We start from the raw sequence: 12,873 nt of genomic DNA, 5'->3' as shown, positions 1-12,873 counted from the left end.
TCTAAACCTATTTTAAAATTAGTGCTGCACGTTTTAAATCAAGATTAATTTCAACATGATTCTCATCTTTTGGGATTTGGATTTCCTTCTTTTCAAAATATCTTGATGTTCCAACAACCAACTCTGCCTCTATAGAATATTTGCCTATTGGAATTTTATCAAATGAGAAAAAACCTTCCGAATTTGGGTTTGTGACAATTAAAAATTCTGAAGTTGCAGATGTAATCTTTATAGCAGTATATTCTAAATTTTGTTTTTGGATGTCTTCCGAAACATCACTTATCGTAACCTTACCCTTAATTGATCTAGATATATCCACTATTGATTCACTATTTGGACCCTCCACTTCTGAATAAGGTCTTACATCAGTAGGAATGGAATAATCATTGTTTTTAAATTTAAATGAGATTGTAGCGGGGATTGGTTTTGTTGAAGTTTCACCTAATGTCGAAGGATTCATCTTTTTATCTACAAAAAAGATGAGGCAATTTAAATTAACCTGACCATCACTTGTCTGCTTCTTTCCAAGTCTGATATCTCTACAACCATAATAACTTATCCATTCAGTTTTGTATTTGGACAAAGCCTCTAGAATTATTTTTGGATCTAAATCTTGATTACTTTTATTTTGGCTATCGCCCCAGATTTTAGTGGCAATATCACTCCCCTGTTCTGTTGCTTTTACTCCAAAATAAAATGATACAGCAGATATTACGAGTGTTGCAAGCGTAGTTAAAATATTTGAAACTAGCCTTTCATTTTCATCATTTACAATTTGAAGAGAATATAAGGAAAAAAGAACAAAAAAGACAATGAGTACTAAGGCCAAAGTTGCCCTGACTGTACCTGCAGGCAACCCGAAAGAATGTGTAGATTTTTTATCACTCTTTAATCCCGCTTCCCGAATAAAATCGATTACCAAAAAGCATATAACTATAGCGCCACCAATAATCAAATTAATAATTGAAAAGGAAAAATTTTCAATTTTGAAATATTGGTTTCCTAGAATTCCTAAAATTAAACCTATGATGAAAATTACAATCCAATGACTCTTTTTTATTGTTTCCATAATTATACCGATTGAGACTTCTACTAATTCTCACTACTTTAAACTGCATCCCACTCAACTTATTCCTATAATACCTTCCTAAATAGAAGTCAAATTAGATTTCAAGAAGGATCAATATGTTACTTCTTCGTAATTCCTATAATTTAAAACCCCGGAAATAAACTGTATGCTCAACTCTATATTCTTTTTCTAGGAAAATGTTACCTCTCGCATAAAAATTTATTCTTTAACATTCTACAATTGTTTAATTTAAAATGGGTATCATTTTATAGACTTATATTATAAAAATCCCCCCTTCACAATCGCCTCCCTCCCCGAGTGTACCTGCAATTTCTCATAGATATGCTCGAGGTGCTTCCTAACCGTTTTATCCGAAATAAACAATTGTTCTCCAATCTGGCGGACTGAAATTCCCTTTTTTAACCATTGCAATACCTCTTGCTCCCTTTTACTTAATTTTTCCATACCTGGGGCTGGAATGTCTTGGGGCTTTGTTTCCTTATTTAGATAATTCAACACCTTATTTGCCAAAGAGGGGGAAAGGGGTAGGCCGCCTTCCAGTACGTCTTCTAGGGCATTGATTAGGAGATGTGGTTTTATCTCTTTGAGTAGATATCCTGATGCTCCCGCTTTTAGAGCTTCAAAGAGTTTCTTTTCATCGTCCATCACGGTAAGCATTAATATTTTTAGTTTTGGATACTTTTGCTTTGCCATTCGGGTGGCTTCAATGCCATCCATTTCAGGCATGGCGATGTCCATTAACACCACATCTGGTATCGACTTTTCAGCTAAGGCTTTTAGGGCCAAATTGCCATCTCGTTCTTCCCATAGCACGGTTACATCTTCCCCTAAAGCCAGCTTTTCCCGGATATCCTGGCCGAGTTGGGCATTGTCTTCTACGAGTCCGATTTTTATCATGGTTCATGAAGCAAATTTATTCATTGTTATACCAAATATAACTATTTGAATATCAGATGTCAATACGTAAAAAAGCGTAATTTTTAGCTTTCTAATGGAATCGTCACGCGGATCACGGTACCTGAGTCTTCTGAATGAATTTCAATGGATCCAGCCATTTCCTTTGCCCTTTTTTCCATATAATCCAACCCAAATCCAGAGGATACCTGCTTTGAATCGAATCCTTTCCCATTGTCTTCTATGGTGAGGAACAATTCAGGAAAATTGTATTCCAGTTGCACCTTTACTTTGGTGGCATGCGCATGTTTAATGACATTGGCCAATGCTTCCTGACTTATACGGAACAGGTGCATGGCTACGAGTGGCGGAAGTACTAGGTCTTCATTTATAGTAGGGAATTGCCATGTCAATACAGGGCAGGATCTTTCTTCCCAAAGGTTGCCCAAAAACCTCTTCATCCGGAGGATAAATTCTGAATAGGCAATCTTTTTTTGGTTAAGTACCCAGATGGTTTCCCTGAGGTTTTGGTTGGTCTCCTGGGTAAAATTTCTCAAACGAAGAAGCTGGCTATGTTGGGAGCTGTCGTTAATTGAAATCAGGTCCAGGCGGGAAATGATATGGGTAAGCTGTGAACCAATACCATCATGGAGATCCCTGGCCAACCGTTCCCGCTGTTCATGCAGTTCATTTTCCATGCTTAAGGTTGCAATCTGTAAGTCTTTCCATCTATGTTCCGCCTCCCAAAGTGCTTGCTGTTGTTTCTCATTGACTACACTTAGCTGTTCCTGGGATTCTTTGATCACTTTTTGACGGTAAATCCATCCTACGGCGATTAATAGCAATTGAACTGTCAATGCAATCCTTAGCAAAACCATGTCCGATAAGGGGAGAAAGACGGCGTGCAGATTGACCAGTATAACATTGGTGCTAAAGAACATGAGAATAAACAACTGTGAGAACAGCAAAAGCCAAGCGGGCTGAAACCCCCTGTGAAGGGCATCTGATAAATAGCTCAACCAAAGGAAACCAACCCCAACCACAACAGTCATTCCGCACCAGTATCCAATTGCAGTCAATAGGCTATTGGAATGCGAATAGCCATAATTGGTTAAGAGGATTAAAATTGTCATAAGCAGGTAAAACCACCAAGGGCTGATCTTTAGCCACCATTTTGGGGAGGGGCTGGGAATGACTAGAAATTTCCGGCTAAACAACAGGAAAAAGCAAATGCCAAGACTTAGGAGATGTGCAATTTGTATCGGATTGACATATTCGTATATAGTGGAATTAAGGTATATCCCCCAACCGTCGTTTAATAAAGCATATACAGAAAAGCAGATGATGTAGGCGGAAAAGTAATAATAGATGCGTTTTTGATTGATTATAAAAGCTGCCAGAGATACAATAAAAATGGTCAATACCATACCGATAAAGAGTGCCCAGCCCCAATTTGATCCATTTGTATAATGGACAAAACCTGGCTGATCCCAGAATTTAACATGGTATTTCATAGGGAATCCAGCAGTGGTAGTAGCACGAATAATCACTGAATAAGATTGATTTTTTTCCATCGGCAATTCAGCCAAAAAATACCGGTGCTTTAGGGGATTATAATTGATTTTGGCTAAATCAGGAAATCCGGTGGACGGAAGTTCATGGAGTATGCCTGAATTGTCCAATAACCACACTTTTACTGCATCAATAAAATGGGTCTGCAATTCCATAAATACAGGTTGTGTTAGCTTGTTGTGCACTTTGAGGTGGCTCCAACCTGTTCCTCCGGTATAGCCAAAGTTGATGGCGGAAACCTTTTGCCAATCCCTTTGAGCCATCCTAAGAATATCTGGCAAGGATAGCAGGGAATTGGGATCGGAGAACTGGAAGGTTTGTTTTACCGTCACGGGAGATTGGGGGGTGGCACTATTAATTCCACTTCGCTGGTTAACTAATCCCCAGCAACCTATACCAAGTAGCCCTACAATGAGCAAAATTTGGGAAATGAATTTAAAAAACTGCCAATTGGTTTTAATAAAATATTTTTTAAAGTTAAAAATTGAGCTTAATTACAATTTAATTAATTTATGCTACAATATTATGGGTGTGAAATTAATTCTTATAAGAAATTTATAGATGCATTTATTTTATATAAAAATACCAATAGGTGTTTATAAATAAATTTATAGGGTAGGGGTTGAACTTTTTACTAAACGTTTTCTATAAAAATATTTGAACCCAAGGTTAATATGATTTCAACAAATATTCAGTAAGAAACCTGGCGATTAATTATGTTGGTCCATAGGAATGAAGTCGTAGCACTTTCCATTAGAAAATGATCGTTAGCAGGAATAAAAATTCCATTAAATTCAATCTATGTAACCATAAGAGAAAGTCAAGGAGATAGACTGCCACACCCTTTCTGCCCTCATGCTTCTCCAAAGGGTTCGCAATGACGGTAATGTTGGGTTATTTAAGAATGATTTCAATTCGACCTCAATCGAGGGAATCCCATGAAAGCTGAGACTGCCACACCCTCTCCACGCTCATACCTTCTCTAAAGGGTTCGCAGTGACGGTTATGCCGATTGCTATTGAGAGTGAATTCAACTCGAACTCAGTCGAGGACACCTTCGACAAGCTCAGGGGACAACATTAGGCGGGGCTGGTAGCTGCATCGCAAACCATAAAAGGGTTCGCAGTGACGATTATAGCAATAGGCACCTCTATAAGGATAGAAACCAATCTCAGCGATTTAATTGGGTCCTGACTATAGTCTGGTGGGGGAGAAGTATAGTTGAAATAGTGGGCTCACCCTGCTTATATAGCCGTTTATTTAAAAAAGCCTATTTTTCCTTTTTCGGCCTGATTGAAATTTTTATTTCCGTAGTTGTAAATATCAGCCAAGCTCATCTCCAGGTTAGTCGATTCAAAATTTAAAGATTTTAGGAGTGCATTTGCTTTCTGTGTAACCAATGGTTGAAATTCGTAGTAAGCGATCATTCTTCCTTTTCTTAAAAGTGCTTTATCAATTTTGTCTAAGCTTGTATTAAAAGTACAAATTATTTTTATGTTCAAATAGTCGCTGAAAAGACCGTCGGTAAGTTGTAGGATTGTAGAAACCACAGAGCTTTCATTTTTTTGTTCCCTAGTCATGAGTACTTTTTCGGCGTCTTCAATTATTAAAACTACATTTCTATGTTTGAGTAAAAAGGATATAAAATCGGGGTTGAGTAATTCATTAATAAATTCATTTTGGATAAATATGAAATCTTTGTCATCAAACTTATTTATGAGGTGCTTTATATAAGAAGTCTTGCCTGTACCGGGTAGGCCATGGAATAAAATCAAACCTGCTTTGTCCGTATTTAATGATTCTTCAATAATTTCATTAATTTCTAAAAAATCATCGTTATACATTTTCTGAATATCAGCTTTGAAACCTTCTGTTTTTACATCTTCAGTTAAAAATGCGCTGCCATTTCTCGACAACACTTTAAATACGGGTATTCGATCAAGACCAAATTTTGATCTTAGTTTGTGGTTGGTTGAAATTACCCATTGCTCAAGTTCCTGATCTGAACTATCGTATAGCATATCGACAAATATTTGCGAGGTCAGGGATACCCAAACGATTAAATTTTTAGATTTGCTTTTCAAAAGATATTGGTAGGGGAAATCATCGGTAATGTCTGCATCCTTGGTGTCTTTCGTACTCCAGTGTTTAAAAATTACTTCCATCTCCTGTGAATCGAGGTCAATTGTTTCGATAACTGCCTCCATATTCTCTTTATTTTCATCTAACTTTGTTTCAAAAGATAGAGATGAGGCTAGTTGGTTAAAACAAACGGTGAAATAGGTGCATCTTTCAAAATCATTGTAACTGTCGAAAGCTTTTAATAATTCTGTCATTGTTTGTCAATTGAATTTTGGCTTATTTACATTTCTATATAAAGGGAAGCGATTTAAATACAATCTATAAAAAAATAGGGATTATTATATTGATTTTTATCGCTTTTATATTCCGATGCTAAAACATGGTATGCTTTTTTGTTCTTACTTTATTTTTTCAATTGGTACTGTATATAAGTTTTTCAATGCAGGCGTTATGATTTTTTAACTTTTAGTTTTCAAAAACCTGTTGTACTTTTAAATTAAGCATACAGAAGATTGAAGACCAATACTATGTAATGCACAGTCCCTATAAATCCTGATTATGAGAAACCCAATACTACATATTATATTAGGGGAACTGCAAGGACACAAAATCCGGGTAACTACTACAATTACAGTAGTCAAGTTATGGTAAAAACCCAATAGAATCGATAATCCTACCTTAGCCATGAACGAGAAATTAGACCGCAGGAACTTTATAAGTAACATCTCCATAGCTGGAGTCAGCTTAGCCATCGGGATGCCGCAAATAACTTTTGGAACGACAACTGACAGTAAGCCTGCCTTATTGGGAGGGCCTAAGGCCCATCCGGCAAGTTTTCCGAGTTGGCCTATCGTGGAAAGGCCTGATGAAAATGCACTTCTGGAAGCCTTGCGGAGTAAAAAATGGGGTCGCCTGAATGGCAAGGCGGTCGCTAATTTTGAAGAGGCATACAGAAACATGAGTGGAGCAAAACATTGCTTGGGTGTATCCAGTGGCACCAGTGCATTGTTTACAGCCATGGGCGCTTTAGACATAGGTCCAGGAGATGAGGTTTTAATTCCGGTATATACCTTTGTTGCCACTTACAATGTGGTGGTTTTGAATTATGGGCTTCCCAGGTTTGTGGACACGGATATAGAGAGTTTTCAGATAGATGCCAATCAAATTGAAAAGGCCATTACTCCGCAAACAAAGGTCATCATGCCTGTTCATATTGGTGGGTCTCCTGCCGATTTAGATACCATTCTTGGATTGGGAAACAAGCACAATATACCAATTGTGGAGGACGCATGTCAGGCACCTATGGCCGAATGGCGAGGTAAAAAAGTTGGGACACTAGGGCTTACAGGGGCCATTAGTTTTCAATCCAGCAAAAACCTTACTTCCGGTGAAGGAGGGGCTTTGTTGACCAATGACGAGAAATTTGCTGAAAGCTGTTATAATTTTCACAATCAGGGTAGGCATACTGACGATCCAAACGATCCCTATTCTCATACCCGGGGAACAAATCTCCGATTGACAGAATTTCAGGGGAGCCTATTGCTGGCTCAGATGGAACGTTTCCCGCAACAGGTTAACCATCGTTGGGAAAATGCAGCCTACTTAACCAGTCTCTTAATAGAAATCCCAGGAATTCACCCTGCAAAACTCTATGAAGGTGTAACCAAAAGTGCTTATCACCTATATATGTTTAGATATGACAAAAGGGAATTTCAGGACATGGACCGCAATAAATTTTTGAAAGCCTTGGTAGCAGAAGGCATTCCCTGTTCTGGTGGATATGGCATGTTAAACAAGGAGAAATACGTGACAGATCTTGCAAAAAACAAACACTACTTAAAAGTGTATGGAGAAAAAACAATGAACGATTGGCTGGAGCAAAACCACTGTCCTCAGAATGACCAGCTTTGTGAGGAAGCGGTATGGTTTTCACAGACCATGCTACTTGGCTCCCGACAGGATATGGAACAGATTGCGCAAGCCATTCAAAAGATCAGAAAGTACTCAGGGGATTTAAAAAAAGCCTAGCACTTTCTGTTTTGTAATTTCAATAGGTAAGGCAATTTCTCTCATCAAAATCAACCATTAACCATTAATCATTTGATCTCTGATATGATTTCAAACCCCATTTACCCCATCGGGAAGTTGTTTTTAGCCAAGCGTTTAATCTGTTTGCTGCTCTTTTTAATAATTGGTACAGGAAACCAAATCTACGCTCAGAAACCATCAGAACTGAATGGTATGATGGAAGTGGGAGTAGCACGGATAGACATAACACCAGAAGGTCCAATTAGACTTGCTGGATATGGTGCCAGACCAAAGTCAGAGGCGGACCAGATTATTCATCGTTTGTCTGCCAAAGCCCTGGCTTTTGGAACTGATGCTCAGGGGGCTTCCATATTGATAACTGTAGACTTGGTAGGTATTCCAAAACACATCACACAAAAACTAGCAAGGCAACTTTCAAAGAAGGTAGGACTTGATCCTGCTCAGCTTGTGATTTGTGCCAGTCATACCCATGGAGGGCCTGAAGTGGGCAACCTACTGAATATCCTACAATACAGGGGAGAGACTTTTAGTGATTCCTTGTTGGCGGTAGACCAATTGGTGCATATTTCAATTTACACCGAGCAACTCAGTCAGAAACTGGAAGAAGTCGCACTGGCGGCTTTGGAAAACCGTGCGCTTTCTTTGGTTGCCTGGGGGCAGGGAGAAGTGGGTTTTACCAATAACCGGCGCACTTCCGGGGGACCAGTTGATAAAGCGCTTCCGCTGATGCGGATTACGGATCCTTCTGGCGATCTAAAAGCTGTTTTGGTCAATTATGCCTGTCATGGCACCACCTTGGGAGGAGAGGTGAACCAGCTCCATGGGGATTGGATGACCGAGGCACAGCTGATGATTGAGTCCAATCATGCCGGGGCGGTAGCCATGGTAGCTATTGGTTTCGGAGCGGATGCAAATCCCGAGCCTCGTGGTAAAATGGAGCACATGCGCTTACATGCCAAAGCGATTTCTGATGAGGTCAATCGTTTATTGGATGCTCCGCTTCAACCCTTGACTGAGGTTCCTGTTGGAAAAATCAAATGGATCAATTTACCCTTTGCCAAGGTGCCGACAGTCCCAGAACTAATTACACAGACTGAGGACAAAACGGTGAAAGGTTATTTTGCCCGGTTGGCGCTGGATCGAATTGCCAGAGGTGAGACCATTCCAGCTGAGCTTTCCTATCCGGTGCAAACCTGGACCTTTGGCAATGAATTGGCGATGGTGAATCTAGCTGGTGAAGTAGTCGTCGATTATTCCCTTCGGCTTAAAAAAGAATTGGGAGCTGAGCGACTTTGGATCAATGCCTATTCCAATGATGTTCCCTGCTATATAGCTTCCCGTCGTGTGATAAAGGAAGGCGGGTATGAGGCAGAATCCAGCATGTACTATTATGACAAGCCTTCCCCTTTTTCGGAGGAAGTTGAAGACCTTATCATACATGCGGTCCATGACCTTCTTCCCGAGACATTTACGCAAAAATAACCATATGCCTTAAAGCTTCTCTATGGCGGGAACCTTGTTTAAAAGGCTCCGAAATCTACGTGTTTTATTTCTCGCCTTCAGGCATTGATTTATTTCTTGGTGCATGGCAAAGGTTTTCACCCGCAATGGCAAATAAGGGATCGACTATCTAAGTTTAGATAAGTAGAGGTATGACAACGAATAATGAAATTAATAAACCCAGATTCGAAAACATTGAAAATTGTAATGCCGCTAACTTGAGATTTTGTCAGTAATGTTGCAGAAAATACGCAACAATACCGCAATTTTTTTTATTTTACTTGTTATTTTTTAATGAGGGCTCACATTCTTGGCCACAAGATTTTAATTCTTTCAGGGTTTGTTGGCTTCATAAAATTCCACAATCAACAGCAAGATAGGTAATAAGGATACACTAGAAAGAGTTGGAAGGAAGTTGAACACATTGATTGGTAAAGTATAGGTTATTAACTTGTGGCTGAAGGATACATTATGGACGAAAATAAAAATAGCAAACATTCCAGAAGGCAGTTTTTTTCTACTGCCGCTAAAAGTAGTCTTGTTGCATTGACTTTGGGATTCCCTTCGAAAGAAGGGAATCCCAATCCTTTCCTGACTGATTCATTTGAGGAGAAAGATCCAGAAACGCCAAGTTGGATAGCGATTAAAAATGAGATATATGGCGCTAAGCCGAATGATTTAGGGCCTATTGGTGGAGGGGAAGGGTATGGATTGCCTATTGTTAAAGGAAATTATGAGGTGACAAACCTAGATGAATTGTTGGATGCACTTGCCCAGGCAAAGTCGGGTGAAGTTGTCTTTATTCCCGATGAAATTAATATAGACCTTACCACCAGGGTTTTTATTGAAGCGCTTGTTTTAGAAATCCCCGAGGGAGTAACCTTGGCAGGGAATCGCGGTTATCAAGGGTCTAAAGGAGGGATGTTGCAAAGCAATGCTTTGGAGACCCGTTTAATGATCCGTGCAAATGGGCCAGGAGTACGAATAACTGGTCTAAGAGTTCAGGGGCCAAATCCTGACCGGCACCTTGAACATCACAAGCGCTCTTTTGGACCTGAAGGTTTGGGGCGTGATTATTATTACAAATTCCCGGTTTCGAGAGGGATAGTGACGGAGTACCCTGGATTAAAAGTGGACAACTGTGAGATTTCAGCTTTTTCCGGGAGTGGCATTTATCTTAAAAAAGGAACAGGCCACCATATTCATCATAATTTCATTCATCGGTGCCAATACAACGGACTTGGCTACGGTGTTAGCCATGCCGCAGCTTCTTCACTTATCGAATACAATTTATTTAACGAAAACCGACATTCCATTGCAGGAACCGGGATATCTGGATGCGGTTACACTGCAAGGCATAATATTGAGCTAGGGATTTCATTAAGTCATTGCTTTGATATGCACGGTGGAAAGGATAGAAAAGACAATACGGACATTGCAGGGACTACCATGGAAATTTATAATAACACCTTTTATGCTCCTGAAAGGGCCGTAGTGATCAGAGGAGTTCCAGAGGACAAATGCGATATACATCACAATTGGTTTGCCAAGCATATTAACCTAGACCAGGCCGTTAAGGGGCTCTCAGAAAAGACAAAAGCCATGAACAATGTTTATGTTACGGAGCTTAAGTAATGGTGTTTTTACCGTTGATCTCTAATAGCAGGATTGAGTAGCTCAAAAGGTTAAATCAATTACGTTTCATATTGTAATTAAAGTGACAAAGGCTAGAAGATTTGGTATTACAAGCATTTTTTAGGCGGTATACTATTTTCGAACTGATTGATTTATTTGGAGGTATACCGTGATTGAGATTGGTAATGCAAAGAAAAATAAAAAAAAATCATTGATTATTTCCTCCCAGTTTCAACCAATTTATTTTCTAATTTCTTTGCTAAAGGGGAAAATAGATGGAAATTTAAATAAATAATACCTATTCAAATTTATTTCCAGATGCCGAAGTTTTCTAAAGCTATACTAGCCGTACTAGTCATAACACTATTAATGGGAACAAGTATTCTGGCTTTTGATTCTGGTGACCATTTGCCTCCTGAAAAGATCGGGAATTCGCCTGCCAATGAAGCTGTATGGCTTAATGATAAAGGGACTCCTCGGCTTTTTTATGTCAATCGTCCGGGAGATGCAAACAAGATAATGTCCATGGATTGGACCGGGGAAGGTTTGGGTGAAGCTAAGGAAGAGTTTGCATTGCCTGGGCAGGCTTATTATGCCTTACAAATGGTGGAAAGTAGCAATAATGACCTGGTTTCCGTTTTTCATATTTTTGGTAAAGGAGATAATGGATACCGGGGTAGACACTTGGATCTTTGGGTCAATAGGAGTGTAAATGGGGAATGGGGAGAACCATATAAAATATATGATGGCTATGTGGGTGCTATTCGCGGCTTAATAAAGCTGAAAAGCGGAAGGTTGCTCTTGGCTTTCTCAAGGGCTGTTCCGGAAAGAGAAAAAGCCCCACAAACTGGAGGGGTAGATTATGGATGGAACAATATTGTTTCTATGTATTCCGATGATGATGGTGAATCCTGGGACATTTCAAAAAGGCCTATAGAAATTGAAATAGACAATACAAAAACCACCAGATACGGGGGGATTGAACCGGAACTTGTAGAGATGCGGACTGGGAAAATATGGATGTTAATTAGAACTACCCATGGGGTATTGTACCAATCTTTTTCAAACGATGGAGGAGAAACCTGGGAAGAAGCCAGACCAACATCCTTTATCTCCTCAGATTCCCCTTCTTCCGTACTGCGGTTAAAGGATGGCAGATTGATTGTGTTCTTTAACAGTTGCCAACGTTATGACAAACCCAATTCTTATGCAATGGGAGGGAGAGAAGTGCTACATGCTGCCATAAGTGTTGATGAAGGCTTGACATGGCAAGGCAATAGGGAAGTGGCGATAGAGAATGCTGAAGTTCCCGAAAAAGGGGATAGAGGTACAGCCTATTCCTCGGCCATAGAAATTGAAGGCGGTAGGGTATTGTTGGTTTCAGGTCAGGGTGAATCCAAGGCGATTTATACCTTTGAGGCCGATTGGCTGGAAGAAAAAAATCAGGTAAAATACCTTTCTTTTAAAGCTATCCCATCCAACCCGAATTTAGTCAAAGGAAAAACGGTGCCCAAATGGATGGGGGATACTTTGGCCTTTCCTTCCTATTTCAAGGAGGATGCTGTTATAAACTTCCCTGCAAGTAACAATGGGAGTATTCAAATAGGACCTTTGCCTGCTAATGAATTGTATGATTTAGCATTTGCCTTGACGGATCATTTTTCGGCGCCATTAGATTCCCTTGCTTTTTCTGCCTCTATGTTCAATTTTACTTTGTCAAAGTATTCAGATAGAAAAAAGGTTTCAGGTGAGGTAACGCTAAGAATGGACTGGAACTTTGCGGCATCCGATGGCCAGCTCAAAGTTTTTATCGGAAAGGATCATTTGGCTACCTTTAATTCACATAGGGTCCCTTTTATGGGGTTGAATTATCTGAGAATCAAGTCAGAGAATGGCTTCGCCAAAAACAATGGGTTAATTCCTTTGGTTTTTAATGGGCATTAATGCTGTTGGTTGATTTTTAACAACTTTCCGTTTAACAAGGCTTGCAAACGAGGAGGTTTCTTTCCTTACAATAGTCACAGTTGAATTGGGGTTGGTTAGCAGAGAAA

The 12,873-nt window shown here is 39.6% G+C and carries 8 protein-coding genes; 4 read left to right on the top strand and 4 right to left on the bottom strand.

Features of this window, described 5'->3' with window-relative positions:
- Positions 1-7: 7 nt before the first annotated feature.
- From AC0L7T_RS22405 to AC0L7T_RS22390, 4 genes are all read right to left on the bottom strand, one after another.
- A complete protein-coding gene (locus tag AC0L7T_RS22405; protein ID WP_473338559.1) occupies positions 8-1,069 on the bottom strand; it encodes a carboxypeptidase-like regulatory domain-containing protein in 1,062 nt (353 codons plus the stop codon).
- A 279-nt stretch (positions 1,070-1,348) separates the two neighbouring features.
- Positions 1,349-1,987, bottom strand: coding sequence for a response regulator (locus tag AC0L7T_RS22400; protein ID WP_473338557.1), 639 nt, complete (start codon positions 1,985-1,987; stop codon positions 1,349-1,351).
- Between the two features lie 83 nt (positions 1,988-2,070).
- Complete coding sequence (locus tag AC0L7T_RS22395) at positions 2,071-3,975, bottom strand: sensor histidine kinase (RefSeq protein WP_473338556.1); 1,905 nt, start codon at positions 3,973-3,975, stop codon at positions 2,071-2,073.
- A gap of 837 nt (positions 3,976-4,812) precedes the next feature.
- Positions 4,813-5,892, bottom strand: coding sequence for an AAA family ATPase (locus tag AC0L7T_RS22390; protein ID WP_473338554.1), 1,080 nt, complete (start codon positions 5,890-5,892; stop codon positions 4,813-4,815).
- A gap of 430 nt (positions 5,893-6,322) precedes the next feature.
- Here AC0L7T_RS22390 and AC0L7T_RS22385 point away from each other — a divergent pair, with 430 nt between their 5' ends.
- The 4 genes from AC0L7T_RS22385 to AC0L7T_RS22370 all read left to right on the top strand — a co-directional run bounded on the left by AC0L7T_RS22385 (position 6,323) and on the right by AC0L7T_RS22370 (position 12,766).
- A complete protein-coding gene (locus tag AC0L7T_RS22385) occupies positions 6,323-7,666 on the top strand; it encodes a DegT/DnrJ/EryC1/StrS family aminotransferase (RefSeq protein ID WP_473338552.1) in 1,344 nt (447 codons plus the stop codon).
- A gap of 84 nt (positions 7,667-7,750) precedes the next feature.
- Positions 7,751-9,169, top strand: a complete 1,419-nt coding sequence (locus AC0L7T_RS22380; protein ID WP_473338551.1) for a neutral/alkaline non-lysosomal ceramidase N-terminal domain-containing protein — start codon at positions 7,751-7,753, stop codon at positions 9,167-9,169.
- 489 nt (positions 9,170-9,658) lie between these two features.
- Positions 9,659-10,822 (top strand): right-handed parallel beta-helix repeat-containing protein, encoded by a 1,164-nt coding sequence (locus tag AC0L7T_RS22375; RefSeq protein ID WP_473338549.1) that lies wholly within the window; start codon positions 9,659-9,661, stop codon positions 10,820-10,822.
- 318 nt (positions 10,823-11,140) lie between these two features.
- Positions 11,141-12,766 (top strand): sialidase family protein, encoded by a 1,626-nt coding sequence (locus AC0L7T_RS22370; protein WP_473338547.1) that lies wholly within the window; start codon positions 11,141-11,143, stop codon positions 12,764-12,766.
- The last annotated feature ends 107 nt before the right edge of the window (positions 12,767-12,873 follow it).

Source organism: Cyclobacterium sp. 10D3-21, from assembly GCF_055809755.1.
The sequence above is the reverse complement of the archived record's forward strand: the minus strand, read 5'-3'. Positions and strand labels throughout refer to the sequence as shown.

Excerpts from the sequence above, each read along its gene's own strand:
- AC0L7T_RS22390 (WP_473338554.1), bottom strand. The coding sequence starts at position 5,892 with ATGACAGAATTATTAAAAGCTTTCGACAGTTACAATGATTTTGAAAGA.
- AC0L7T_RS22380 (WP_473338551.1), top strand. The coding sequence starts at position 7,751 with ATGATTTCAAACCCCATTTACCCCATCGGGAAGTTGTTTTTAGCCAAG.
- AC0L7T_RS22385 (WP_473338552.1), top strand. The coding sequence starts at position 6,323 with ATGAACGAGAAATTAGACCGCAGGAACTTTATAAGTAACATCTCCATA.
- AC0L7T_RS22400 (WP_473338557.1), bottom strand. The coding sequence starts at position 1,987 with ATGATAAAAATCGGACTCGTAGAAGACAATGCCCAACTCGGCCAGGAT.
- AC0L7T_RS22405 (WP_473338559.1), bottom strand. The coding sequence starts at position 1,069 with ATGGAAACAATAAAAAAGAGTCATTGGATTGTAATTTTCATCATAGGT.
- AC0L7T_RS22370 (WP_473338547.1), top strand. The coding sequence starts at position 11,141 with ATGCCGAAGTTTTCTAAAGCTATACTAGCCGTACTAGTCATAACACTA.
- AC0L7T_RS22375 (WP_473338549.1), top strand. The coding sequence starts at position 9,659 with ATGGACGAAAATAAAAATAGCAAACATTCCAGAAGGCAGTTTTTTTCT.